The organism is Micromonospora sp. DT43 (assembly GCF_049841645.1).
GTDB lineage: Bacteria > Actinomycetota > Actinomycetes > Mycobacteriales > Micromonosporaceae > Micromonospora.
This window is the reverse complement of the sequence record NZ_JBNCKR010000002.1, coordinates 759009-783792: the sequence shown is the minus strand read 5'-3', so window position 1 is coordinate 783792 and position 24784 is coordinate 759009. Positions and strand designations below refer to the sequence as shown.

General features: G+C 70.6%; 20 protein-coding genes. 8 read left to right on the top strand and 12 right to left on the bottom strand.

Going from position 1 to position 24784, the window contains the following annotated elements:
* Window positions 1-67 precede the first annotated feature (67 nt).
* Window positions 68-901, bottom strand: a complete 834-nt coding sequence (locus tag ACLQ26_RS07665; protein WP_425743745.1) for an alpha/beta fold hydrolase — start codon at window positions 899-901, stop codon at window positions 68-70.
* On the bottom strand, window positions 898-1860 hold the full coding sequence (locus ACLQ26_RS07660) for a TIGR03557 family F420-dependent LLM class oxidoreductase (protein ID WP_425743744.1): 963 nt from the start codon (window positions 1858-1860) through the stop codon (window positions 898-900). The genes ACLQ26_RS07665 and ACLQ26_RS07660 overlap by 4 nt, the downstream gene beginning before the upstream one ends.
* Before the next feature lie 376 nt (window positions 1861-2236).
* Between ACLQ26_RS07660 and ACLQ26_RS07655 the strand changes: the two genes are divergently transcribed.
* Together ACLQ26_RS07655 and ACLQ26_RS07650 are read left to right on the top strand one after the other, a co-directional pair.
* A complete protein-coding gene (locus ACLQ26_RS07655) occupies window positions 2237-3643 on the top strand; it encodes a cellulase family glycosylhydrolase (RefSeq protein ID WP_425743743.1) in 1407 nt (468 codons plus the stop codon).
* Window positions 3644-4152: 509 nt separating this feature from the next.
* On the top strand, window positions 4153-5868 hold the full coding sequence (locus ACLQ26_RS07650; protein WP_425743742.1) for a trypsin-like serine protease: 1716 nt from the start codon (window positions 4153-4155) through the stop codon (window positions 5866-5868).
* A gap of 58 nt (window positions 5869-5926) precedes the next feature.
* Here the strand turns inward: ACLQ26_RS07650 and ACLQ26_RS07645 are convergent, their stop codons facing one another.
* The 7 genes from ACLQ26_RS07645 to ACLQ26_RS07615 form a co-directional block, all read right to left on the bottom strand.
* Window positions 5927-6247 (bottom strand): DMT family transporter, encoded by a 321-nt coding sequence (locus ACLQ26_RS07645; RefSeq protein WP_425743741.1) that lies wholly within the window; start codon window positions 6245-6247, stop codon window positions 5927-5929.
* A 122-nt stretch (window positions 6248-6369) separates the two neighbouring features.
* Window positions 6370-7632 carry an RNA polymerase sigma factor gene (locus tag ACLQ26_RS07640; protein ID WP_425743793.1) on the bottom strand — a complete coding sequence of 421 codons (1263 nt, stop codon included), beginning with the start codon at window positions 7630-7632 and terminating at the stop codon, window positions 6370-6372.
* A 4-nt stretch (window positions 7633-7636) separates the two neighbouring features.
* The gene (locus tag ACLQ26_RS07635) at window positions 7637-8038 is read right to left on the bottom strand and encodes a YciI family protein (protein WP_425743740.1); all 402 of its coding nucleotides are present in this window, start codon (window positions 8036-8038) and stop codon (window positions 7637-7639) included.
* A gap of 93 nt (window positions 8039-8131) precedes the next feature.
* Window positions 8132-10267, bottom strand: coding sequence for an alpha-galactosidase (locus ACLQ26_RS07630; protein WP_425743739.1), 2136 nt, complete (start codon window positions 10265-10267; stop codon window positions 8132-8134).
* Window positions 10264-11178 carry a carbohydrate ABC transporter permease gene (locus ACLQ26_RS07625; RefSeq protein ID WP_393295103.1) on the bottom strand — a complete coding sequence of 305 codons (915 nt, stop codon included), beginning with the start codon at window positions 11176-11178 and terminating at the stop codon, window positions 10264-10266. Before ACLQ26_RS07625 ends, ACLQ26_RS07630 begins: the two co-directional genes overlap by 4 nt.
* Window positions 11175-12131, bottom strand: a complete 957-nt coding sequence (locus ACLQ26_RS07620) for a carbohydrate ABC transporter permease (RefSeq protein WP_266250827.1) — start codon at window positions 12129-12131, stop codon at window positions 11175-11177. Before ACLQ26_RS07620 ends, ACLQ26_RS07625 begins: the two co-directional genes overlap by 4 nt.
* Before the next feature lie 21 nt (window positions 12132-12152).
* The gene (locus ACLQ26_RS07615) at window positions 12153-13484 is read right to left on the bottom strand and encodes an ABC transporter substrate-binding protein (protein ID WP_007457188.1); all 1332 of its coding nucleotides are present in this window, start codon (window positions 13482-13484) and stop codon (window positions 12153-12155) included.
* Between the two features lie 284 nt (window positions 13485-13768).
* Here ACLQ26_RS07615 and ACLQ26_RS07610 point away from each other — a divergent pair, with 284 nt between their 5' ends.
* The 3 genes from ACLQ26_RS07610 (at window position 13769) to ACLQ26_RS07600 (ending at window position 17698) form a co-directional block, all read left to right on the top strand.
* The gene (locus tag ACLQ26_RS07610) at window positions 13769-15760 is read left to right on the top strand and encodes a beta-galactosidase (RefSeq protein ID WP_425743738.1); all 1992 of its coding nucleotides are present in this window, start codon (window positions 13769-13771) and stop codon (window positions 15758-15760) included.
* 37 nt (window positions 15761-15797) lie between these two features.
* Window positions 15798-16571, top strand: coding sequence for a DeoR/GlpR family DNA-binding transcription regulator (locus ACLQ26_RS07605; RefSeq protein ID WP_425743737.1), 774 nt, complete (start codon window positions 15798-15800; stop codon window positions 16569-16571).
* A gap of 170 nt (window positions 16572-16741) precedes the next feature.
* Window positions 16742-17698 carry a sporulation protein gene (locus ACLQ26_RS07600; RefSeq protein ID WP_425743736.1) on the top strand — a complete coding sequence of 319 codons (957 nt, stop codon included), beginning with the start codon at window positions 16742-16744 and terminating at the stop codon, window positions 17696-17698.
* Window positions 17699-17768: 70 nt separating this feature from the next.
* On the opposite strand, the gene ACLQ26_RS07595 is transcribed toward ACLQ26_RS07600, so the two are convergent.
* On the bottom strand, window positions 17769-18056 hold the full coding sequence (locus ACLQ26_RS07595; RefSeq protein WP_393295670.1) for a hypothetical protein: 288 nt from the start codon (window positions 18054-18056) through the stop codon (window positions 17769-17771).
* Between the two features lie 395 nt (window positions 18057-18451).
* Here ACLQ26_RS07595 and ACLQ26_RS07590 point away from each other — a divergent pair, with 395 nt between their 5' ends.
* Window positions 18452-18871 carry a hypothetical protein gene (locus tag ACLQ26_RS07590; RefSeq protein WP_363682491.1) on the top strand — a complete coding sequence of 140 codons (420 nt, stop codon included), beginning with the start codon at window positions 18452-18454 and terminating at the stop codon, window positions 18869-18871.
* 102 nt (window positions 18872-18973) lie between these two features.
* Here the strand turns inward: ACLQ26_RS07590 and ACLQ26_RS07585 are convergent, their stop codons facing one another.
* On the bottom strand, window positions 18974-21268 hold the full coding sequence (locus ACLQ26_RS07585) for a HelD family protein (RefSeq protein ID WP_425743735.1): 2295 nt from the start codon (window positions 21266-21268) through the stop codon (window positions 18974-18976).
* Between the two features lie 197 nt (window positions 21269-21465).
* A complete protein-coding gene (locus tag ACLQ26_RS07580) occupies window positions 21466-22578 on the bottom strand; it encodes a LolA family protein (protein ID WP_425743734.1) in 1113 nt (370 codons plus the stop codon).
* A gap of 88 nt (window positions 22579-22666) precedes the next feature.
* Between ACLQ26_RS07580 and ACLQ26_RS07575 the strand changes: the two genes are divergently transcribed.
* Together ACLQ26_RS07575 and ACLQ26_RS07570 are read left to right on the top strand one after the other, a co-directional pair.
* Window positions 22667-23323: a response regulator transcription factor gene (locus ACLQ26_RS07575; RefSeq protein ID WP_425743733.1), complete on the top strand. Its 657-nt coding sequence runs from the start codon at window positions 22667-22669 to the stop codon at window positions 23321-23323.
* 74 nt (window positions 23324-23397) lie between these two features.
* Window positions 23398-24759, top strand: a complete 1362-nt coding sequence (locus tag ACLQ26_RS07570) for an ATP-binding protein (protein ID WP_425743732.1) — start codon at window positions 23398-23400, stop codon at window positions 24757-24759.
* Window positions 24760-24784: the final 25 nt, after the last annotated feature.

The window sequence follows — 24784 nt, the reverse complement described above, 5'->3', positions numbered from 1 at the left end:
ATCATCAGGAGGCAGCCGAGGCCGCCGCCGAGGGGCCGGATCTCCGTGTTGCCGAAGCGCATGGGTGTCACCTGTTCACGAGAGTCGGGGCAGGGAGCTGGCGGATCGCGTCCGCGACCGCCGTCGGGGCGGTGGTCACCACGTTGTGCGCGGCCCGGGGGACGACAGTCAGGCCGGCGTCCGGCACCAGCCGGGCCACCTCGGCCCGCCACGCGGCCGGCACGACCGGATCACGGGCGCCCGTGACGACCACTGTCGGCGCCGTGATCCGGACCAGGTCGGCCTCGATCGCGTTGTGCACCGAGTGCGACAACGTCGCCAGGACCCGCCAGGGTCGCGCGTTCCAGACGTCGCGGGCCAGGATCGGCGCCTGCAACGGCGACTCGCGCAGGACGTCCACCAGCCATCTGCCGAACTGGGCCCGCCGGGACCGGGCGGCCGGGTCGGTGGTCGGCCCGGCCAGCACCAGCGCGCGTACCGCCTCCGGGTGGTTGGCGGCGAGCGCGGCGGCCACCTCGGCGCCGAACGAGTGCCCGAGCAGGCAGACCGGCGGCAACCCGTACGCGGCCAGCCAGGCGGCCAGGTGCGCGGCGTGCCGGCGCACGTCGTACGCGTTGCGGGGGTGCGCTGTCAGACCGAAGCCGGGCAGGTCCGGTGCGTACACCTGATGGGTTTCGGCGAGCGCGACGGCCAGCGGGGTGAGGTAGCGGTGCGAGACCGCCAGGCCGTGCACCAGCACCACGGGTGGGGCGCCGGTGCCGGGGTCCGGCCCACGCCGGGTGTGGGTGCGCAGCCCGTCGACAAGCCGCCACTCGCTGGTCAGGCCGGCGGCCGGCCGGGGAGCGGCCATGGCGAGCCGCAGCTCGGCCGGCCCGAATCGTCCGGCGGGCGTCAACCTCACAGCTGGCGCAGCCGGGGCAGCAGCTGCTCCTGGGCCCAGTCCAGGAACATCGGCTGGGTCTCGCCGCCGACCTGGACGATCGCCACGTGCGTGAAGCCGGCGTCGACGAACTTGCGGAACGCCTCGACATGCGCGTCCACGTCCGGGCCGCAGGAGATTCCCTCGGCGACGTCCTCCTCGCGGACGAACTGGGTGGCGGCGGCGAAGGCATCCGGGTCGGGCAGGTCGGCGTTGACCTTCCAACCCATGCCGAACCAGCGGAACTGGTCGTGCACGATCTTGCGGCACTCGGCCTCGTCCGGGCCGTAGCAGATGGCCACCTGCCCGTAGCGGGGTTGGCCGACGCCGCCGGCGTCGTCGTACATCTCGATGATGTGCCGGTCGGGCTCGGTGGAGACGAGACCGTTGCCGTACTCGGCGGCCAGGGTGGCGGACTGCCGGCCGGAGGCGGCGATGGCCATCGGCACCGGCCGCTCGGGGCGGTCCCAGATGTAGGCGTCGGGCACGTCGAAGTGGTTGCCGGAGAAGGTCAACGTCTCACCGTTGAGCAACGGCCGGATGATCTGCAGCGCCTCCTCGAACATCTCGTGGCGCTGCTGCACGTGCGGCCAGCCGCCGACGACGTGCTCGTTGAGGTTCTCCCCGGCGCCCAGACCGAGGGTGAACCGCCCGTCCGAGAGCGCCCCGATGGTGCTGGCCTTCTGCGCGACCACGGCCGGGTGGTAGCGGCGGATCGGGCAGGTCACGAAGGACATCAGCTCCGCGCGGGTGGTGGCGTGCGCGACCGCGCCGAGCACCGACCAGGCGTACGGGGAGTGGCCCTGGGCGTCGAGCCAGGGAGAGTAGTGGTCAGAGATCACCAGCTGGTCGAAGCCTGCCGCCTCGGCCCGCACCGCGTGGTCCACCAGTTGCTTCGGACCGGCCTGCTCGCACATCAGGGTGTAGCCGACGCTCACCATCCTGGTATCTCCTTCTCGCCGACGGTTCGTCCCGAGATACCCAGGTCAGCTGCGGTCAACCCTCACGTCCGGTTCGGCTGGCCGATCCTTGACGGATGTCGGCGACCCGCCTACGGTCGTCTTAACCGGTTAAGACCTACGGTCTGGCGCACATCCTGTGGTGGGGATGACCGCCCCGTGACGGCCCGCGTCCGCGCGGGCCGTCACGGCTGTCTGCGGCCCTGACCGAGCTACTGAACCGGTTGCGATGACTGGTCCATCCACCTACGCTGATGCGAGCGTCGCTGGGAGTCGGGCGGCGGTTGTCGGGCTGCAGCCGCCTTCCCCTGTCAGTCCCACCCCTGTCGGGCATCGGGGGTCCTCCCTGAGGAAGGCCATGAAGACTCGACTCTCCGCCGCCGGCGCGGCCCTGCTCGCGCTGCTCCTCACCGTGCTGGCGTTCGGCCAGCCGGCGCACGCCGCGGCCGGCTTCTCCGTCGCGGGCGGCAAGCTGTACGACGCCAACGGCACCGAATTCGTCATGCGCGGGGTGAACCACGCCCACACCTGGTATCCGCAGCAGACCAGATCGTTCGCCGACGTCAAGGCACTCGGCGCGAACACCGTGCGGGTGGTGCTCGCCAGCGGCGACCGGTGGACCCGCAACACCAACGCCGACGTCGCCAACGTCATCTCGCTGTGCAGGGCCAACCGGTTGATCTGCGTGCTGGAGGTGCACGACACCACCGGCTACGGCGAGCAGAGCGGCGCGATCACGCTGGACCGGGCCGTCGACTACTGGCTCAGCCTCGCCGACGTCCTCGCCGGCCAGGAACGCTACGTCATCGTCAACATCGGCAACGAGCCGTACGGCAACCAGAACTACGGCTCGTGGGCCACCGACAACGCCAATGCCATCAAGCGGCTGCGGGCCGGTGGGCTGACCCACACCATCATGGTGGACGCCCCGAACTGGGGGCAGGACTGGTCGTTCACGATGCGGGACAACGCGGCGTCGGTCTTCGCCGCGGACCCGGCCCGCAACACGGTCTTCTCCATCCACATGTACGGCGTTTTCGACACAGCCGCCGAGATCAGCGACTATCTGGGCCGTTTCCGTGCGGCCGGTCTGCCCATCGTGGTCGGCGAGTTCGGCTTCAACCACTCCGACGGAGACCCGGACGAGGACACCATCCTCGCGTACAGCCAGGCCAACGGGATCGGCTGGCTGGGCTGGTCGTGGAGCGGCAACGGGGGTGGCGTGGAGTATCTCGACATGGCCACCGCGTTCAACCCCGCCAACCTGACCAGTTGGGGGCAGCGGATCTTCAACGGCACCAACGGCATCCGGCAGACCGCCCGCGAGGCCAGCGTCTTCGGCGGCACCACGCCGCCGACCACGCCGCCTCCCACGACGCCCCCGCCGACCACGCCCCCGCCGACCACGCCTCCGCCGACCACGCCTCCGCCGACCACGCCTCCGCCGACCACGCCCCCGCCCGTCGGTGGCTGCACGGCCAGGTACACCGTGCTCAACCAGTGGCAGGGCGGCTTCCAGGCCGAGGTACGGGTGACCGCCGGCGCGACGGCGATCGCCGGCTGGACCGCGCGGTGGACCCTCGCCAACGGCCAGAGCGTCACGCAGTCCTGGAACGCGACGGTGACCAGCAGCGGATCCACTGTCACCGCGCGCAACGTGGACCACAACGGGCGACTGGCGGCCGGCGCAACGGCGAGCTTCGGCTTCCTCGGCGGCTGGTCCGGCACCAACCCCACGCCTCAGGTGAGCTGCACCGCCAGCTGACAGAACCCCGGCGGGGTGGCCGGGTTCGCACGGACCCGGCCACCCCGCCGGTCAGAGCAGGGTCAGACATAGCTCATGTTGAATGGATTTGGCAAGACCTGGTGTTGTGGGATCCTCCACATTTCGCAGGGCAGTGGGCCACGTGATTGATCCCTAAGGTGAGGATGCGGTCGCTTTCCGGTAACCGCTCAGCCCGCAGGGGCCACGGGGGTCCTAGATGTACGACTGTGCACAGTCGTGCCCACGATCGACGGGCACGACCCGTTTCACCGCGCCCGGAGCCAGTGCGCCCGATCCCGGGAGCCGGCCAGATGAGCGTGGCACGGCGTGTCCTCGCCGCGCTGCGACGCACGTCGTCACCGACACCGGAACGCGCCGCGCGGCGTCCCTGCATTTCGGTCCAGAAGGGATCATTGGTGTCATCGTCTTATAGGCGGCGAGCAGCCCAGGCGGCTCTGCTCACGGCAACCCTGGGGGCGGGGCTTCTCCATGCCTCGTCGGCTCAGGCCGTGACCGGAGGTACGCCAGTCACCGACGGGTCGTTCGGCTTCGTCGCCAAGGTCGACGTCGGGTCGACGGAGCGTTCGTGCAGCGGTTCGCTTGTCGACCCCTGGTGGGTGCTGACCGCCAAGACCTGCTTCAGCTTCGATGGTCAGGCCGTGGTCGCGGGCAAGCCCACCAAGCAGACGACTGTCACCGTCGGGCGACCCAACCTCACCGCCTCGACGGGCGCGGTCGTCTCCGCCTACCGGATCGTGCCGCACCCCGACCGTGACCTCGTTCTCGTGCGGCTGTCCCAGCGGGTCGACGTGACCCCGGTGGCGTTGGGCGCCGCACCGGCGGTGGGCGAGCAGCTCACCGGTGCCGGCTACGGCCGTACCGCCAGTGCCTGGGTTCCCGACCAGTTGCACAGCGGTTCGTTCGGTGTAGCGGCGGTCGGGGCGTCCACCCTCAACATCCTGGGTAGCGGGCAGACCGGAATCTGCCGCGGCGACCTCGGCGGCCCCACGGTCCGTGTGGTGAGCGGCAAACCGCAACTCGTCGGGGTGCACCACAGCTCGTGGCAGGGCGGGTGCCTCGGTGAGACGGAGACCCGCCGCGACGCGGTGGACAGCCGGGTCGACGACCTTGCCTCGTGGTTCGCCGCCACCATGCCGCAGGGCCCGGCGACCGATGCGTACGAGGACATCAACTTCCTCTACACCTACGACGCGGGGGAGACCGCCCCGATCACGTTCCCGGCGACCTCGACGGGCGGGTTCTCGGGCCCGATCGGTTCGTGGAAGAGCACCGAGAAGCGGTACAACCGCGACCGGATCAAGGTGTTCAACAACGACTTCGACGGTGACGGCATCAAGGACCTTGTCGCGCTGTCGACCGACGCCAGCGGCAACTTCGCCATCGACACGTTCATCACCCAGGCCGACGGCAAGTACGCCGCGCCGCTGCGTTCCTGGACGGCAGTGCCCACCTGGGGTCACCTGTCCAGCATGAAGATGGCCTCCGGTGACTTCAACGGCGATGGCCGTGCCGACCTGACCGCCTTCTACGGCTACAACCTCGGCGACGGCGACGAGGCGTGGATCAACTGGATCGCCCGTCCGGACGGCGGCTTCGACGCCCCGGTTGGAGTGTGGCGGGCGTCCACCTTCGGCGACTGGAAAAGCGTGTCGGTCTTCGCCGGGGACGCCAACGGGGACGGCCGGGACGACGTCAGCCTCTTCTACCAGTACGGGCCCAATGCCTCGCTGTCCATGGCGATCATCACCTGGCCGGGTCAGACCGACGGCAAGTTCGGCGAACCGTACTACTCCTGGACCACGCCGCAGGACAAGAAGTTCGGCTCGCTCTCGTCGATGAAGCTGATGGATGGCGACTTCAACGGCGACGGTCGCGATGACGTGACGGTTCTCTACAACTACGGCGGCAGCAGCACCGCTCTGCACACCTGGACCGCCGCGGCGGACGGGAAGTTCAACGCACCGGTGAGGACCTGGGGGTCGACCACCTACGGTGAGTTCGGCAGCATGAAGCTGGCCGCCGGTGACTACAACGGCGACAAGCGCGACGACCTGGCCGTGCTGTACAAGTACCCCGACGAGGGGCTTGAGCTGCGCACCTTCACCTCGACCGTAAGCGGGGGCTTCAACCCGCCGTTCGCGTCCTGGCTGAACCGACCGCGCACCTTCGGTTGGTGGTCGAACATGCGTTTCGACGGCGAATGATCATCTCTGTGTGACAGCGGATCCCCCGCCTCTGGAAGAAAGGAGGCGGGGGATCCGCTCAGTGCTCCCCGGTCAGGTTCACGATGACCACCCCCGTGATGATCAGAGCGATGCCGGCGAGCTTGACCAGCCCGACCGACTCGCCCAGGAACACCGCGCCGATCGCCACGATCGCCGCGGTGCCCAGACCCGACCAGAGGGCGTACGCGACACCGACCGGTATCTCCTTGACGGCCTGGGCCAGCAGGAGGAACGCCAGCGCATACCCGGTCAGGCATCCCAGCGTCGGCCAGAGGCGGGTGAATCCGGCGGTGCTCTTGATCAGGCTGGTCGCCAGAACCTCGGCGAGGATGGCGATCCCCAGCAGCACGTACGCCATGCGGCTCCCTCGTCGTTGATGATCGCGTCGGACAGTAAATCTTGGACACTTTCCGTTCCGTGGGCGGGCCGTGTGAACGGAAACTGTCCAAGATTGCCAGCTTCGGCCAGTCGGCCCTGTCGTTACGGGAGGTCGGCCGGTTCGGCCGCTAGTCGGACGGCTCGCATGGTGAGGTAGCGCTGTTCGGGAAGGCTGCTGGTGCGCGCGGCGGCGGACCGGTAGTCCGCGATCGCCCGCTCCCGGTCGCCGGCCATCTCGTACAGGTGCGCGCGGGCGGCGGCGAGCCGGTGGTGCCCCGCCAGCCGGGGATCGGCGTCCAGCGCGTCGAGGGCTGTGAGGCCGGCTGCCGGTCCGTGCACCATGGCGGTCGCCACGGCCCGGTTGAGTGCCACCACGGGGGTGCCGGCGAGTCGTTCCAGCACCTCGTACAGCGCCAGGATCTGCGGCCAGTCGGTCGCCGCGGTGCTCGGCGCCTCGTCATGCAGGGCGGCGATGGCGGCCTGCACCTGGTACGGGCCGACCGGGCCGCGCGGCAGCGCCCGGGTGACGAGTGCGATGCCCTCGGCGATCGCCACGGCGTCCCAGCGACCCCGGTCCTGGTCGGCCAGGGAGATCAGCTCGCCGGAGGGGCCGGTCCGCGCCGAGCTGCGCGCCTCGGTGAGCAGCAGCAACGCCAGCAGCCCGGCCGTCTCGCTGTCGTCGGGCAGTTGCGTGTGCAGCGCGCGGGTCAGCCGGATCGCCTCGGCCGCCAGGTCGACGCGGCGCAGGGCCGGGCCGGCGGTGCTGGTGTGCCCCTCGGTGAAGATCAGGTAGAGCACCTGCCGGACGGCGGCCAGCCGGTCGGCCCGCTCCGCCTCCTCGGGCATCCGAAACGGCAGTCCGGACGTGCGGATGCGCTGCTTGGCCCGGCTGATCCGCTGGGCCATTGTCGCCTCGGGCACCAGGAACGCGCGGGCTATCTCGGCGGTGGTGAGTCCGCCGACCGCGCGCAGGGTCAACGCGACAGCCGATGCGGGGGCGAGCGCCGGGTGACAGCACAGGAAGAGCAGGACCAGGGCGTCGTCCCGCTCGGCTGTCAACTCCTCGTCCGCTGCCGGCGCGTACTGCCTGTCGTCGGGATCCCGGCGGGCGGCCAGGTCCTCCCGGCGGCGGCGGGCCTGCTCGCCGCGGATCAGCTCGATCATCCGGCGGTAGCCGACCTGGATCAGCCAACCGCGCGGGTTGGCCGGCAGCCCTTCCGCCGGCCACTGGGTGGCGGCGGCGAGCAGCGCCTCCTGGACGGCGTCCTCGGCGGTGGCGAAGTCACCGAACCGGCGGGCGAGCACGCCGAGGACCTGCGGCGCCAACTCGCGCAGCAGGTCCTCGATGCGGGGATCGGTGGTCAGCCCCTCACAACTCCTCGGTGGGCGCGCACATCACCGGGTGCACCTCGATCGGCATGTTCAGCGGCCGGCCGCCGGGGCCGGGCGCGGTGGAGATGTACGCGGCCAGCTCCACCGCCCGCTGCGGACTGTCGCAGTCGACGATCCAGAAGCCGGCGAGGAACTCCTTGGTCTCGGCGAACGGCCCCTCCGTGACCACAGGCGTTCCGCCGTCGCCGGCGCGCACGATCCGCGCCTGCTGTGGACCACCGAGACCCTCCGCGCCGACCCACTCGCCGGCGGCGGTGAGCTTGTCGTTGACCTCGCCCATGAACGCGATGTGGGCCCGGACCTCGTCCGGGGTCCAGGTGTCGATGCTCGGGAAGTCGGTCCCGCTGGCGCTGAACTGCATCAGCAGCATGTACTTCATGGTTCGCCCCTCACCTCCGCGCACCGTCCTCGGTGCTCTCACCCTGAGGTAGAAGCACGCGGCGCAGTTCTCGACACTCCGGCAAAAGAATTTCTAGCCGACCGCGTCGACCTCCAGCACCAGGCTCTGCTCCGGGTGCAACGCGGGCAGCTGCACACCCACCCGGGCCAGCGCCGCCCCGCTGAGCGTGACACCGGAGGCCAGCCACGGTGGCGCGGACCGTTCGATTGTCGCCGGGGCGGGTACGTCCGCCACCTGTCGCACCCGGTACCGCCGGGCCGGGTCGAGGCCGGGCAGTCGTACCGCGCCGGGGACCTGCGCCACCGAGGTGGTCAGCCGGGTCACCGCGTACACCGCTCGGGTGTTGTCGTGATCGATCACGCCGTGCGCCCAGACGGCCGGGTCCGGGTGGTCGACCCGGACCACCCGCCCGGCGTGCAGCAGTGGGCGCAGCCGCTTGTGCAGCGCCACCCAGGCGGCCAGCTCGGTCTGCTCGGCGGCGCTGATCGAGGCGATGTCCCACTCGATGCCGTGGTGGCCGAACAGCGCGGTGGCCGCCCGGAAGCCCAGGTCGTGCACACGGTGGGTGGTGTGCGAGCGCTCCGGGCCGATGTGCGTGCCGATCAGCTCCGGTGGCAGCAACAGACCGGTCCAGCGTTGGATGCTGAGCCGTTCCAGGGCGTCGTTGCAGTCGCTGGCCCAGACCCGGTCGGTGCGGGCCAGGATGGCCAGGTCCACGCGGGCGCCGCCGGACGAACAGCTCTCGATCTCCACGTCGGGATGGCGGCGGCGTAGCTCGTCGAGGAGGCGGTAGACCGCCAGGGTCTGCCCGTGCACCCCCGGGTGGCCGTGGTGCCCGGCCTCGGTGAGGTCCCGGTTCTGGTCCCACTTGAGGTAGCTGATGCCGGGATGCTCGGTGAGCAGCGCGTCGAGCCGGTCCCGCACGTGGTCGTACGCCTCCGGGCGGCCCAGGTCGAGCACCTGCTGGTTACGCCAGGCCGGGGGGAGCCGTCCCGGCACGGCCAACACCCAGTCGGGGTGCGCGCGGAACAGGTCGGAGTCGGGGTTGACCATCTCCGGCTCCACCCACAGCCCGAACTGCAGGCCCCGGCCGGTCACGTGGTCGATGAGCGGTTGCAGACCGTCGGGCCAGACGCCCTCGTCGACGTACCAGTCGCCGAGGCCGGCGGTGTCGTCGCGCCGACCGCGAAACCAACCGTCGTCGAGCACGAACCGCTCCACACCGATCTGCGCGGCCCGGTCGGCGAGGGCCCGCAGCCGGTCCAGATCGTGGTCGAAGTAGACGGCCTCCCAGACGTTGAGGGTCACCGGGCGGGGGGAGCGCGGGTGCCCGGGCCGGGCCCGCAGGTGCGTGTGCAGCACGTCGCTGAGCCCGTCCAACCCGGCGTCGGACCAGACCGCGTAGAGCAACGGCGTCTCGTACGACTCGCCGGGGCCGAGTCGGACCTCACCGGGGGCCAACAGCTCGCCGCCGCCGAGCGTCGACTCGCCTGTGGGCCGGCGCTCGGCGACTGTGACGTGGTCGCCGCTCCACGCGGTGTGCACCCCCCACACCTCACCGTGGCCGAACCCGAACCCGGCGGTGCCCGCCACCAGCAGCAACGTGGCGTCGTGGCCGGTGCGGCCGTGCCGGCCCTCGCGGACCCAGGCGCCCTGCTGCCAGCGGTGCCGCTGCGGGGACCGTTCCCGACACCACCGACCGGTCAGGTCGAGCAGTTCGGTGGCGACTGCCGGTACCGGCAGCACAGGCGTCAGCTCCCGTACCTCGTAGGCGCCGTCACCGTCGTTGCGCAGCCGGTGCCGGACGGTCAGCAGGCCGTGCGGGTCGAGCATGATCTCGCTGGTCACTCCCAGACCGGCGGCCGGGTCCGACGCCCGCACGGTCAGCAGCGCCGCGCCGGGCCCGTCGTCGTTCACGTCCAACCCGTCGAGGCGGAAGGAGGTGGACCAGTCCCGTCCGTCGCGGTGCCCGGCCAGCCCGGGGCGGCCACTCCACCCCGCGCTCGCCTCCGGCAGCAGGGACAGCACTGGCGGCTCGTCGAAGCTGCTCGGCACCACGGGTGGCACTGTCGCGTCGGCGAGCTGGCGCAGGGCGTCGTCGTCGAGGTCGCCGACGTCGCCACCCCAGTGCACGACGCGCGGCAGCCCCGGGCCGCGCGCGTCGAGCACCAGGCTGGTCCGCGCGCGGCGCAGGTGCAGGATGGTCATCCCTTCGAGGCTCCCAAGGTCAGGCCCCGGACGAAGTGCCGCTGGAGCATAAAGAAGATCACCAGAGTGGGGATCGCGACGAGCACGCTGCCCGCCGAGACGAGGTTGTTGTCGGTGAAGAACTCGCCGCGCAGGTTGTTGAGCGAGCTGGTCACCGGGAACTTGTCGCCGGTACGCATGAGGACGGTGGCCCAGAAGAACTCGTTGTAGATCCAGGTCACCTCCAGGGTGGCGAGCGCTGCCAGGGCCGGCCGGCACAGCGGCATGGTGACCTGCCAGTACTGTCGCCACACGCTGGCCCCGTCGACCATCGCCGCCTCGTACAGGTCGCGGGGCAGCGCCTTCATGTAGTTGCTGAGCACGAAGACGCAGAACCCGCACTGGAACGCCACATTGATCAGGATCAGGCCCCAGTAGCTGTCGTAGAGCAGCTCCGAGTCGCTCATGAACTCCGGCAGCGGCACCTCGGTGAACAGCCGGAACAGCGGGATGAGCAACGCCTGTTGGGGCAGCAGGTTGGCGGCGGTGAACACCCCGAGCAGGACAAGATTGATCTTCCAGTTGAACCGGGCGATGACGAACGCCACGCAGGAGGCGAGGAGGAGCGTCAGCAACACCGCAGGCACGGTGATGTAGACCGAGTTGAGGAAGTGCTTGCCGAACTCCGCCGTCCGCCAGGCGGTGACGTAGTTGTCGAAGGTCCAGCCGCCGAACGAGACGTAGCCGTTGGCGGCCGTGTACTCGTAGGAGCGCAGCGAGGTCAGCACGGCCCAGGCGATCGGGAAGATCCAGGCCAGCGACACGACGATGAGGAAGCCGTGCAGCAGCAGCCGCGCCGGGGTCAGCTTGCGCCGGCGGACCGGGATGTCGGTGTCGTCCTCGGAACGCCGGGTCACTGTCGCGGTGCTCATTCCCGGTTCTCCCTCATCACGGTCGCCAGGTAGATGGTGATGAAGACAAGTGAGACGACCAGCATGATCGTCGCCAGTGCCGAGCCGAAGCCGATCCGGCTCGCCTCACCCACCACGTTCTGGGTGACAAGCGCGGAGATCAGCTCCAGACCGTTGCGTCCCTTGTTGACGACCCAGACCAGGTCGAACGCCCGCAGCGACTCGATCACGGTCACCACCAGCACGATGATGTTGATGGGCCGCATGACCGGGAACACGACGCGGAAGAACGTCCGGCTCTCCGAGGCGCCGTCGACGGCGGCTGCCTCCCGCAGCGACGGGTCGACACCCTTCAGGCCGGCCAGGTAGAGCAGCATGATGTAGCCGACGTGCCGCCAGCTGGACGCGATCATGACCGCCCAGATGTTGACGCTCGAGTCGCCGTACCAGTCGACGTTGCTGCCGAAGACGGCGTTGATGAGCCCCTGGTCGCGGGAGTAGAGCAGCTGCCAGACGAAGCCGATCAGTGCCAGTGAGAGCACCACCGGCAGGTACAGCGCGGTCTGGTAGAAGCGGCTGCCGCGCAGTTCCTTGTCGAGCAGGACGGCCAGGAACATGCCGAACGGGGTGGCGACCACGAACAGCACGGCCAGCCAGAGCAGGTTGTGCTGGATCGCCGGCACGAACGGCGGGTAGATGTTCACGACGTCGCTGTAGTTGCGAGCGCCGACGAAGTCGATCTCGTTCAGTGGGCCGATGCCGTCCCAGTCGGTACCGGAGAGCACCACTGTCGCCAGCGCCGGCAGCCAGACGAAGGCGGTGACGAGCAGCAGCGGGACGAGCACCATCAGCGTGATGACCACGCGGTCGGTGCGGGACAGGAGCCGTAGCCGCCGGCGACGACCACCCGTTGAGGTGGTCGCGGCCGGCGGCGGAACGGCGCGATCCGCTTGGATCAGGGGCAGGTCGGACACGATGTCCTCCCCCTTCCGCCGTCAGTCAGTGAAGATCGACTTCTTCTGGTTCTCGATGGACGAGGTGAGACCGTCGATGTCCTTGGGGTTCTTGATGAACTGCTGGATCGCCGGGATCATCACCGTGGAGGCGAAGTCCGGCCGGGTGTCGCGGTCGAGGAACTGCGCGATCTCGGTGGCCGACCCGACCAGCTCTGCGGCCTTCTTCTGCAGGGCGGTGTAGCCGCTGACGTCGGCGCCGGTGTTGGCGACCAGGGTGGTCGGGTCGCTCTTGACCGTGATGTCCGCAGCGGTCTTGCCGCCGAAGTACTCCATCAGCTTGCGGGCGTTGTCCTCGTTCTTGGGCTTGCGGGCCATCATGTAGCCGTCGATCGGGGCGTCCAGGGCCTTCGCGCCGATGGACGGGTCGATCTCCGGGAACGTGAAGAAGTCGAGGTCGCTCTGCTCGTCGTTGCTGAACTGCTGACCGACGAACAGACCGAGCAGGTACATGCCGCTCTTCTTCTGCTGCAACGACTGCGCGGCCTCCTGCCAGGTGCGGCCGAGGCTGTCCGGCTGGTGCAGGGGGAGCAGGCCGGCCCAGGTGTCGAAGACCTTCTTGACCTTGTCGGAGGTCCAGGCCTCCTTGCCGGCCATCAGGTCGACGTGGAACTGGTAGCCGTTGATCCGCAGGTTGAGGATGTCGAAGGTGCCCATCGCCGGCCAGCCGTCCTTGTCGGCGAAGGCGATCGGAGTCAGTCCGTCCTTCTTCATCTGCGCGCCGAGCGCGGTGAACTGGTCCAGCGTGGTGGGTACCTGGTAGCCGTGCTGCTGCCAGACCGACTTGCGGTAGAAGACGGCCCACGGGTAGTACGACGCCGGAACGAAGTACTGCTTGCCGTCGTCGCCGGTGGACGCCTTCTTGAAGGCGTCGGAGTAGCCGGAGATCTTGCCCCACACGTCGCTGATGTCGCTGGCCAGGCCCTTCTGCGCGAAGAAGCGCATCCGGTAGCCGGCGAACCAGGTGAAGACGTCGTCCGGCTTGCCCTGGAGGTAGTTGTTGATGTTCTCCTGGAACGTGTTGTGATCGACCGTGTTCACCGCGACCTGAACGCCCGACGAGGTCTTGAACCCGTCGGCGACCTTCGCGAGGACGTCCTTGGGCTTCGGGTCGGACTGGTTGGATCCGAGCGACACGTCCTTGCTGGACCCGCCGCCGGAGCCGGAGTCGTCGCCGCAGCCGGCGAGCAGGCCGGTGCCGAGCAGCGCGCCCGTGCCGGCCGCGCCGGCCAGCAGTGACCGTCGGTTGATGCCGGCGACGGAGGGCGGTACGAGCCGAGCCAGGTACTCGGCTTGGGATCGGGGACGGGACATCTGTGCCTCCTGCGGATGAAGAGGTGCTACGCCCGAGGGCCGTCAGGGTGGTGAGGAGCGGGTCCGGCCTTGGAAATACGCATCGTGATCCACCGAGAATCCACATTGGCGAACACGATCGGCCAGTGGGGCCTCAAGCTACCCCTCCGTAGGCCGCTGTCAAGAGGGCCGTTCGCCTCCGATAACCCACTCGTGATACGGCTGTTACGTGGTAAACGTTGTAAAGAAAGTCGATGTTGGAACCTGTTGACTTCGGTGCGGCGGCGGGTGCACCCTCACCTGTCATGCGGCGATGGCAGGGGAACGGCATCTATTTCGGCGGCGACTACAACCCGGAGCAGTGGCCCGAAGAGACCTGGTCGGAGGACATCGAGCTGATGCGCCGGGCCGGGGTCAACCTGGTCTCCGTCGGCATCTTCTCCTGGGCTCTGCTGGAGCCCGCCCCAGGCCGGTTCGAGTTCGGCTGGCTGGACCGAGTGCTGGACCTCCTGCACGACGGCGGTATCCAGGTCGACCTGGCCACCGCCACCGCCAGCCCGCCGCCCTGGCTGGCCCGGGCGCACCCGGAGATGCTGCCCCGACAGGCCGACGGCACGATCCTCTGGCCGGGCGGCCGGCAGGCGTACTGCCCCAGCTCCCCGGTTTTCCGCGAGCGCTCCCTGGAGCTGGTGCGCGCGGTCGCCGGCCGGTACGCCGAGCATCCCGCAGTGGTCATGTGGCACGTCTCGAACGAGCTGGGCTGCCACAACGCGCACTGCTTCTGCGACGTCAGCGCCGATGCGTTCCGGCGGTGGCTGCGGGAACGCTACGGCGACCTGGATCGGCTCAACGACGCCTGGGGCACGGCCTTCTGGAGCCAGCACTACGGCGACTGGGCCGAGATCAACCCGCCGCGCACGGTGACCGCCTTCGCCAACCCCACGCAGCAACTCGACTACCTGCGCTTCTCCTCCGACGAGCTGCGCGCCCAACTGCGCGCCGAACGCGAGGTGCTCAAGACGCTCGTCCGCCAGCCGGTCACCACCAACTTCATGATCGGCATGGGCGTCAAGCACATGGACTACCAGTCCTGGGCCGACGACGTGGACCTCGTGTCCAACGACCACTACCTGACCGCCGCCGACCCGCAGGCGCACCTCGGTCTGTCGCTCGCCGCCGACCACACCCGGGGCGTCGCCGGCGGCGATCCGTGGCTGTTGATGGAGCACTCCACAAGCGCCGTCCAGTGGCAGCCGCGCAACGTGGCCAAGCTGCCCGGTCAACTCCGCCGCAACAGTCTGGCGCACGTCGCCCGCGGCGCCGACGGCGTGCTGTTCTTCCAGTGGCGGGCCTCCCGGGCCGGCGCCGAGAAGTTCCACTCCGCGCTGGTGCCGCACGCCGGGCCGGACACCAAGGTGTTCCGCGAGGTCTGCCAACTCGGCGCCGACCTCAAGGCCCTCGCCGAGGTACGCGGCAGTCGGGTGGACGCGGACGTGGCCATCCTGTTCGACTGGGAGGCGTGGTGGGGAGTCGAGCTGGATTCCCACCCCAGCGCCGACATCCGGTACGACGACCGACTGAACGCCCTCTACCGGGCCCTCTGGCGGGCCGGCGTGACCGCCGACATCGTTCACCCGTCGGCCGACCTCAGCGGCTACCGCCTGGTCCTGGTGCCCACCCTCTACCTGGTCCGGGACGCCGACGCCGACGCGCTGCGCCGGTTCGTCGAGGCCGGCGGCACGGCTGCCGTCACCTACTTCAGCGGCATCGTGGACCCCGACGACCACATCCGGCTGGGCGGCTACCCGGGCGCGTTCCGGAACCTGCTGGGCGTACGGACCGAGGAGTTCTTCCCACTGCGCGAGGGCGAGCGGGTCCGACTCGACGACGGCAGCACCGCCGACGTGTGGACCGAGTGGCTGCACGCCGACGACGCCGAGGTGCTGACGTCGTACACCGATGGGCCCTTGCCGGGTGTGCCGGCGCTGACCCGGCGGCCGGTGGGCGCGGGTGCCGCGTGGTACGTCGGCACCCGCCTCGACGAGCAGGCCACCGACCGGCTCGTCGCTCGGCTGCTCGACGAGGCCGGCGTCCGCCCGGCGGCGCAGGCACCGACCGGGGTGGAGGTGGTACGACGGCGCGACGGCGAGCGGAGCTGGCTGTTCGTCATCAACCACACCGACGAGGAGGTACGGCTTCCGGCGCACGGCGACGAACTGTTGACCGGGACCCGGTGTGCCGGTGAACTGACCCTGCCGGCCGGTGAGGTGGCGGTCGTCCGTGAGGATCGGACCTGATTCCGACGACAGTCACGGTACGAAGGAGGTTCCCCCCATGCTCGCCCAGCAGCGGCAGACCGCCATCCTCGATCTGATCCGGCAGCGCGGCGGCGTGCGGGTGAGTCACCTGGTCAGCCGGTTCGGTGTATCCGACATGACGATCAGGCGTGACCTGGAGGCGCTGGCCGAGCGCGGCCTCGTGGACAAGGTCCACGGCGGCGCGACCCTCGCGGGGCCGGGCTCGGCCGAGGAGCCCGGGTTCGCCGCGAAGTCGATCCGCCAGCAGGCCGAGAAGCGGGCCATCGCCGAGCGGGCGGCGACGATGGTGGAGCCGGGGATGGCGATCGCGCTGTCCGCCGGGACGACCACCGCCGCGCTGGCCACCCTGCTCTCCGACGTGCACGGGCTGACCGTGGTGACCAACTCGATCCCGGTGGCCGACGCGCTTTACCAGAGCCCGCGCGCCGACCAGACCGTCGTGTTGACAGGCGGCATCCGTACGCCCTCGGACGCGCTGACCGGCCCGGTGGCCGAGGCCGCGATCAGCGCGCTCAACGTCGACCTGCTCTTCCTGGGTGTGCACGGGATCAGCCCGCGTACCGGCTTCACCACGCCGAACCTGCTGGAGGCCGGCGTCAACAGGTGCCTGATCGGCGCGGCCCGCCGGCTCGTGGTGCTCGCCGACCACACCAAGTGGGAGACGATAGGCATCGCCACGATCGCCCCGCTGGAGGCGGCCGACGTGCTGATCACCGACCGGGGGCTGCCCACGGACGCGCGTACCACGATCGGCGAACAGGTCGGCGAACTGGTAGTCGTGGAGACGTGATCCTCTCGGGTTCCTGGAAGTCGGGGTGTCCTCTTCGGCGGGACACCCCGCCTTCCAGGAACCCGAGTCGATCAAGCGCTGTCGAACCACGGCACTTCACAGCCACCTCACAGGGGTACTGGATAGGGTGCCCGTCGAGTCAACGTCCGACTCCAACACAGGAGTTTTCGATGGTCTTCAAGAAGATGTTGAGCGCGTTCGGCGTGGGTGGTCCGAGTGTGGACACCGTGCTGACCAACCCCAACACCCGGCCCGGTCTGACCCTCGACGGTCAGGTCAACCTCGTTGGCGGTGACAGCCCGGCGGCCATCGAGCAGGTGGTGATCGGCCTGGTCACGCGGGTCGAGGTCGAGGGCCACGACACGGAGTACGCGGGCACCATGGAGTTTCACCGGATGGCCGTGAGCGGCGCGTTCCAGCTCGCGCCCAAGCAGGAGCTGTCGATCCCGTTCCAGCTCCCGGTGCCGTGGGAGACCCCGATCACCGACGTGTACGGCCAGCGTCTGCACGGCATGACGATGGGCCTGCGGACGGAGCTGTCGGTGGCCCGCGCGGTGGACAAGACCGACCTGGACCACGTGGCGGTGCACCCGCTGCCGGTGCACGAGCGGATCCTGGAGGCGTTCCAGCGGCTCGGTTTCCGGTTCAAGCACGCCGACCTGGAGCGCGGTCACATCCGGGGCGTACAGCAGACGCTGCCGTTCTACCAGGAGATCGAGTTCTTCGCCGCCCCGCAGTACGCGGGCACGATCACGGAGGTCGAGCTGACCTTCGTGACCAGCCAGCGTGGTGTCGAGGTGATCCTGGAGTGTGACAAGCGGGGCGGCTTCCTCAGCGCCGGCCACGACGCGTTCGGCCGCTACCAGGTGTCCCACGCCGACGTCGACCGCGTCGACTGGGCGCAGGTCGTCGACGGGTGGCTGCGTGAGACGACGTCGCGCTACGGCAGCCTGCGCTCCCAGTACGGCCACGGCCACGGTCATGGCCGCGGGCACGGCGGTATGGGCGGCATGGTGGCCGGCGCGGCGCTCGGTGTCGCCGGCGGGCTGGTCGCCGGCGAGCTGATCGAGGACGCCTTCGAGGGCGACTTCGGCGGCGACTTCGGCGATTTCGGCGGCGACGAGTAAGCGGTCCACACACGACGGCAGTGGCCTCCGGGAGAAGTCTCCCGGAGGCCACTGTTCACGTGCGGCGGCGTCAACGCCCGCGCATGCTCCGCTCCCTGCCCGACCGGCGCTGAGAGCCGGCCTTCGACAGGCCACGGCTGACCAGGTAACCACCGGTCAGGATGGTCAGGAACAGCCAGGCCCGGTTCGGGTCGTTGATGTTCAGGCCGTTCGCTGTGGTGCCCTTCCAGAACGCGGCGATCACCACGAGCGCGACGGCAGCGGCGTAGACCCAGAATTCCGTCGTCAGGAACGCCTGCTTGGTCTCCGTACCCGGCGACGGCATCGGGTCTCGGTGCCCGTCGCGCATTGCCGGCATCTGCTGCGTCTCCCGCATCGAAGCGGGGTTCTGCACGTCCGACATCGGCCGGTTCATCGGCCGGGTGGAAGCAGCCTGCGTGCTCATCTGGTCCTCCTCAGGATGCGATGAGTCGTACCTGCGTTCCCTCGCCCCGCTACCGCGTTTCGGCCACGGCACGGTTCGCGTTCTCGGCGGGGACACCCCCCGACTACCCGAGGCCGCCGACCAGGTAACACGTCCTCCGCCGGGAAAAGAATCCGCGGCGGCCGGGCCGGCTGGTCACCCGGACGGGCAGTGCCCAGAGCGGCCGATCACGCCGGATGTCCGGTTCCCGGTGGGCGGGCGTACTGCGGGTTTGACCGACGGGTCACCGGGCACGCAGTCAGTTCCACAGCTTCTGCGAGGTGATGAACGTGCGTGAGGACGACATGCGGCAGGACGCCGCCCGGCAGGCCGAGAACCGGATCGCCGGCGGCGTGTACGGCGAGGGCGCCCTTGACGAGGTGACGCTGCCCCGTACCGACATCGAGAGCCAGATCCAGCGAGACGACCCGTTCGACCCGGCGAAGGAGCGGATCGATCCGCAGGTGCTGCGCGACGGCGGCCCTGTCGGCGGCCAGGGCGCGGTGACCACCACCGGCGGCACGGCCGGCCCGGCCAGCGTGCGTCGGGTGGCCCGCCAACCGGAGCGGCACCCCGGCAAGGTGGCCCCGACGACGACCGGGGACGCCACCACGGGCGGTCTGAGCACCCCGATGGGCGGCGGCACCAGCGACCAGTCCACGTCGGCGACCGGGCCGGCGAAGTCCATCAGGGACAAGGCCGGAGACTGACGCGTTGCGGCGCCCCGTTCTCGGGGCGCCGCACGCCTCCCGGCCCGTCGATCACGAGGTGGGCGGGGGCTTCGATCACTCGGGCCCCCGCCAACCTCATGATCAACTGGCGGGGCGTAGGACGCCCAAGCGCTGGGTGGCCCGGGTGAGAGCGACATACAGGTCGCTACGCCCGCGCGGCGACTCGGCCACCATCCGGTCCGGGTCGACCACCAGCACCGAGTCGAACTCCAGCCCCTTGGCCTGCGCGACAGTCAGCACGACCACCCGGCTCTCCAGCTCCGGGTGCTCGCCCACCGTGGCCTCCGGAAGCGCCGCGGTCAGCGCCGTGCCGAGCGCGTCCACTCGGCTTGCCGGCACGATGACGCCGAGGCGACCCTCGGCCAGCCCGGCGGCCTCACGCGTCGCCGCCGACACCAGCTCCGCGGGGAGCTGCTCGTCGGGCACCGCACGGTCCCACGGTGGTACGCCGCTCTCGCGCACCGAGCGCGGCGGTCGCAGCGCCGGATCGATCAGGGTCAGTACGTCGGCGGCGACCGCCATGATCTCGGCCGGCGTGCGATAGCTGACCGTCAACTCGGTCAGCCGCCAGCGCTGCGCCACGTAGGGGGCGAGGGCGTCGGCCCAGGAGGGCGTCCCGGCGAGCGCGCCGGTCTGCGCCACGTCCCCGACGATCGTCATGGACCGGCTCGGGCACCGGCGCATCAGCAGCCGCCACGCCATCGGTGACAACTCCTGCGCCTCGTCCACGATGACGTGGCCGAACGCCCACGTCCGGTCGGCGGCGGCGCGCTGCGCGGTGGTCAGCCGGTCGGCCTCCTCCTGCCGCTCCAGCAGGCGGTCGGCGTCGATCAGGTCGGTCACGCCGAGGATCTCACCGCCCTCGGCCTCGTCCTCGACGTCGATCGAGCGGGAACCCCGGGCGATCTCCAGCACGCCCTCGGCGTACTCCCGCTCCATCATGCGGATGCGGTCCCGGCGGGCGGCGGCGGCCCGCTCGTCCTCGCCGAGCAGCTCGGCGGCCTCGTCCAGCAGCGGCACGTCGGCGGGCGTCCAGCCGCCCGGCTCGCGATGCAGCCGGGCCCGCTCGGCGTCGGTGAGCATCGGCGTGGCGGCGGCGATCCGGTCCGGGTCGGCGTACAGGTCGGCGAGGAGGCGCTGCGGGGTGAGCACCGGCCAGAGCCGGTCGAGGGCGGCCTCGATCTCCGTCTCCTCGCGCAGCTCGCGGCGGATCTCGGCGCGGTCGGCCTCGTCGAGCAGGTTGTCCCCGCCCAGCGGGTCGGCGCCGATCCGCTCCGCCACCTGGTCGGCGAGCGCGTGCACGATCTCCACGTCGAACAGCGCCCGCGCCAGATTGTGCGGCCGATCGGTGCGGCGTACCCGGTCCCTGGCGGCGCGGACCGTCTCCGGGTCGAGGGTGAGCACCTCCCGCTCCACCTCGATCTCCAGCGGCTCGTCCGGCACCCACTGCCGGTCCCGCACGGCAAGCGCCAGCACCTCGGCGAGCACCGCGCGGCCCTTGAGCGCCGCAGTCTCGGCCGGCTCGACGCGCTGGGCGCTCACCCCCGGAAACAGATCACCCTGGGTACGCAGCAGCACGCCCGTCTCGGCAAGCGTGGGCAGCACCTGGGAGATGTAGCGCAGGAACGTCGCGTTCGGGCCCACCAACAGCACACCTCGGCTGGACAGCTCCCGCCGGTGTGTGTAGAGCAGGTACGCCGCCCGGTGCAGCGCGACAGCCGTCTTGCCGGTGCCGGGGCCACCCTGGACCACCATGACGCCGGGCAGGTCGGCGCGGATGATCCCGTCCTGTTCGGCCTGGATGGTCTCCACGATGTCGCGCATCCGGCCGGTCCGACCGGCGTTGAGGGCGGCGAGCAGCGACGCCTCGCCGGTCAGCTCCTCGTGCCCGCCGGGGGAGGCGCTGTCGATGTCGAGCACCTCGTCGTTGAGCCCGGTCACCTTGCGCTGGCGGGTGCGCAGGTGCCGCCGCCGGCGTACGCCCTGCGGGTTGGCGGCGGTGGCGAGGTAGAACGGACGCGCGGCGGGGGCCCGCCAGTCCATCAACAGTGGGTCGTAGTCACCACTGGTGTCGAAGATCCCGATCCGGCCGATGTAGCGGCGGGAGTCGTCGTCGCCGTCGAGCCGGCCGAAGCAGAGGCCATTCTCCACGGCGGAGAACTGCTCGACCTGGTCGGCGTACATCGCCACCGAGCTGTCGCGCTGGGAGCGATCCTGCAGGGTGCCGCCGGTGCTGCGCAGCGCGTCGGTGAGCCGGTGGGCGGCCTGCTCACGCAGCCCGTCCAGCCGGTCGTAGAGCATCGAGACGTACTCCTGCTCGCGGCCGATCTCGTCGTCGAGCGGCAATTCACCGGTACCGCCGGAGTGCCTTGACAAGCCGTCTCCCTAAAGATTAGAATGTCTTGCAGGAACGGCTTTTATGCCGTTCTTTTTTGTGCCCTCGAAGTGTCCTCGAATTGTTGAAGATAGCGCGGTCCGCCGGCTGTCACCAAGCCGACCGGCCCGATTCCTGTCACACAACGAGGAACGCCGGGCCGACCATCAGGTCGACCCGGCGTGGGAGCTTCGAGGCGTCAGCCGCGAGCGACCTGGTAGAGCCGCTCGGGAGTGACAGCTCCGGCGAGCACCCGACCGTCGTCGGTGAGCAGGACGCTGAACAACTTGCTGGTGAGCAGCCGGCCGCTGCCCCAGTCCCCACTGACCGCGGGCAGCCCGCCGAGCAGCTTCGACACGTCCGCGGGCGGCGCGGCGCCGGCAGGCGCACCGGCGGCCGCCCTGCCCGGGGTCTCGTCGAGGCGCGCGACCAGGACGGTGGCCCAGCCCTCGCCCACGGCACGCACCTGCGGGTTCCCGCCCCGCGCGGCCTGCGCCGGCGGCTTCTCAGCCGTCTTCTCGGTCTCCTCGGTCACGGTCGCTCCGGGCGGCGGGTTGAAGGCGAACTGGTCGGCGTCGGGATGCCGGTAGTCGACCTGGGTGAAGGCCATCTCGAACGCCGGCTGGTCGCTGCCCTTGGCGAGCACCTCGAAGCGCAGCGGCACGTGCTGCTTCGCGTCGATCGCGATCCGCAGCTGGTGCACCAGCGAGTCACTGTCGCGCGGCTGGAGCACCAGCTCGTACGCGTCCCGCCCGGCGACGGTGGCCGAGCGGCCGACGCTTACCTCGGTGCTCGGGTCGATCGCGCCCAACGCCAGGTCGGCGGCCTCCTGTGGGGTGGCGGGGAGACTCGGCGTCGCCGCGTGACCCGGCTTCCCGGTCGTGCGCGCGTCGCCAAGCGTGCGGTGGCGCGCGGTGTTGCCCCGGCTCTCCCAGGTCCACACGTCCCGGCCGTTGCGGATGACGTCCTGCTCGCCGAGGGTGTCCAGCAGCGCGACGCGCTGCCGATCCGGGCCGGAATACCAGACCCGCAGGGTGTGCGTACCGGTCAGCAGTGTCGTCAGGTCGTTGCCGGGAATCAGCCCCACCAGCGGAGGCAGACCGAGGTCGGCGCGCTGCACGACAGTCCCGGACAACCCCTCCAACTGGGAGGTCTGAAGATCCACCAGGAGCTGGGCGGCGGTACGTGGCGGCAGGCTCGGCTCCGCCTCGGCGGCGAACGTGCCGACTGCGGCGCCTCCGCCGATGACGACGACACCGGCGGCAGCCGGGACCAACCAGCGCAGAACGGGACGGCTTCTCAGGACGGACATGGTGGCACCTCCTGCCCGACATCCTGCCTCCTCGGCCCTGTGAAGGCGCTGAGGACGCCGGCTTTGACCCGGGTGGCACCCTTGAGGCGTGCGGGTGTTGGTGGTGGAGGACGAGGCCCGGCTGGCGGCTGCCCTGCAACGCGGCCTGCAGGCGGAGGGGTTCGCGGTCGACGTGGCGGCCACCGGTCCCGCCGGCCTGGACGCGGCGCGGCACGGCGAATACGACGCGATGATCCTCGACGTGATGCTTCCCGGGCTGTCCGGCTACGAGCTGGTCCGCCGGCTGCGCGCCGAGCGACACTGGCTGCCGGTCCTGATGCTCTCGGCCAAGGACGGCGAGTACGACCAGGCCGACGGCCTGGACTGCGGCGCCGACGACTACCTGACCAAGCCCTTCTCGTACGTGGTGCTGCTGGCCCGCCTGCGAGCCCTGCTGCGCCGGGGAGCGCCGGAACGTCCGACCGTGCTGAGCGTCGGCGACCTGCGGCTGGACCCGGCGCGCCGACGGGTGACCCGCGCCGACGCCGAGGTGGCGTTGACCGCGCGGGAGTTCGCGTTGCTGGACTACCTGATGCGTCGCCCCGGTCAGGTTATTTCCAAGATCGAGCTGCTGGACCACGTGTGGGACGCCAGCCTGGAGACGGCACCCAACGTGGTCGAGGTGTACGTCGGCTACCTGCGCCGCAAGCTCGGCCGGGACCGGCTGGAGACCGTCCGGGGCGCCGGCTACCGGTTGGCGACGTGACAACGGCCGACCCGCTGGGCGGCCGCCGGTTACCCGGATGGGGCCTGCGCAGGCTGGGTCTGCGAGGACGGCTCATGGCGCTCGGCGTGGTCGGCCTCACCGTGGGCCTTGCCCTCGGCGGTGCGGTGCTGCTGGGCGCGCTCGGCTTCCTGCTCCAGCGCACGGTGGACACCGAGGCGTTCCGGACTGCCGACGCCGTCGCCCTGCTCGCCGCCGAGGACGCGCTGCCCGACCCGCTGCCGGTGGCCGGTGGGCAGGTCCGGGTCCAGGTGATCGACGCGCAGGGTCGGATCCGGGCCGCCTCGATCGACGCGGACCGGCTGGTTCCGATGGTCCGCCCCGAGCGGTTGGACGCCGGTCACCGTCAGCGTCTGGTGGTGCCGGCTGAGCGGGCCGGGCTCGCCGGCCCGGTTCGGGTGGTCGCCGTACCCGCCGGCACGGCAGCCGATCCGCTCACCGTCCTGGTCGCCCGGTCGATGGCCGACGTCCGGCAGGGCACGCACGTGGTACGGACCATCCTGCTGGTGGCCTTCCCGCTGTTGGTGGCGATCCTGGCCGGGGTGGCGTGGCGGGTGGTCGGTGCGACGTTGCGGCCCGTGGAGGCGCTGCGTCGAAGCGCCGAGGAGATCACCGGCCGAGCGGCGGGTGGCCGCCTGCCGGTGCCCGCCTCTGCCGACGAGATCCATCGGCTGGCGGTCACCCTCAACGGGATGCTGGACCGGTTGGAGTCGGCGCGGACCCGGCAGCGGGCCTTCGTCTCGGACGCGGCACACGAGCTGCGCAGCCCGCTCACCAACATCCGCACCGAGCTGGAGGTGGCCCAGCGGCTCGCCGACCGGACGGACTGGACGACGGTGACCGTCAACCTGCTCGCCGACACCGAGCGGTTGAGCCGGTTGGTCGACGATCTGCTGCTGCTGGCCCGCCTGGACGAGATGCCACCGGCGCGGGGGACCGGCCCGGTCGACGTGGGCGCGCTGGTGGCCGAGGTCGCCGCCCGTTATCCCTCACCGCCGGTGCTCCTCGTGCCGGCGTCGGGCCCGCTGTGGACGGCAGGAAACGCGGCCGAGCTGCGGCGGGTGCTGTCGAACCTCGTCGACAACGCGGCCCGCCACGCGCGGGGCAGCGTGATCCTCACGGCCGAGCCGCACTGGGAGGCCGCGTACCACCTGGTGACGGTGACCGACGACGGCCCGGGGATTCCGGCTGCCGACCGGCAACGGGTCTTCGACCGGTTCACCAGGCTGGACGACGGCCGGGGCCGCGACGACGGCGGCGCGGGCCTGGGTCTCGCCATCGTGTGGGAGCTGGTCCGCCGCGCGGGCGGCACCATCACCCTGACCGACGCCGACGGCCGGTCGGGGCTGCGGGTGTGCCTGCTGCTGCCGGCACTTCCGCCCGAGGGCGAGCGGGGACCGGCGGTCCACAGACCATGACCAGGGTGGTGGGCCGGTCGGGAGG

Coding starts and splice junctions, on each gene's coding strand:
- ACLQ26_RS07660 (WP_425743744.1), bottom strand. CDS start 1,860: ATGGTGAGCGTCGGCTACACCCTGATGTGCGAGCAGGCCGGTCCGAAG.
- ACLQ26_RS07655 (WP_425743743.1), top strand. CDS start 2,237: ATGAAGACTCGACTCTCCGCCGCCGGCGCGGCCCTGCTCGCGCTGCTC.
- ACLQ26_RS07645 (WP_425743741.1), bottom strand. CDS start 6,247: ATGGCGTACGTGCTGCTGGGGATCGCCATCCTCGCCGAGGTTCTGGCG.
- ACLQ26_RS07635 (WP_425743740.1), bottom strand. CDS start 8,038: ATGAAGTACATGCTGCTGATGCAGTTCAGCGCCAGCGGGACCGACTTC.
- ACLQ26_RS07630 (WP_425743739.1), bottom strand. CDS start 10,267: ATGACCATCCTGCACCTGCGCCGCGCGCGGACCAGCCTGGTGCTCGAC.
- ACLQ26_RS07625 (WP_393295103.1), bottom strand. CDS start 11,178: ATGAGCACCGCGACAGTGACCCGGCGTTCCGAGGACGACACCGACATC.
- ACLQ26_RS07615 (WP_007457188.1), bottom strand. CDS start 13,484: ATGTCCCGTCCCCGATCCCAAGCCGAGTACCTGGCTCGGCTCGTACCG.
- ACLQ26_RS07610 (WP_425743738.1), top strand. CDS start 13,769: ATGCGGCGATGGCAGGGGAACGGCATCTATTTCGGCGGCGACTACAAC.
- ACLQ26_RS07605 (WP_425743737.1), top strand. CDS start 15,798: ATGCTCGCCCAGCAGCGGCAGACCGCCATCCTCGATCTGATCCGGCAG.
- ACLQ26_RS07600 (WP_425743736.1), top strand. CDS start 16,742: ATGGTCTTCAAGAAGATGTTGAGCGCGTTCGGCGTGGGTGGTCCGAGT.
- ACLQ26_RS07595 (WP_393295670.1), bottom strand. CDS start 18,056: ATGCCGGCAATGCGCGACGGGCACCGAGACCCGATGCCGTCGCCGGGT.
- ACLQ26_RS07580 (WP_425743734.1), bottom strand. CDS start 22,578: ATGTCCGTCCTGAGAAGCCGTCCCGTTCTGCGCTGGTTGGTCCCGGCT.
- ACLQ26_RS07570 (WP_425743732.1), top strand. CDS start 23,398: ATGGCGCTCGGCGTGGTCGGCCTCACCGTGGGCCTTGCCCTCGGCGGT.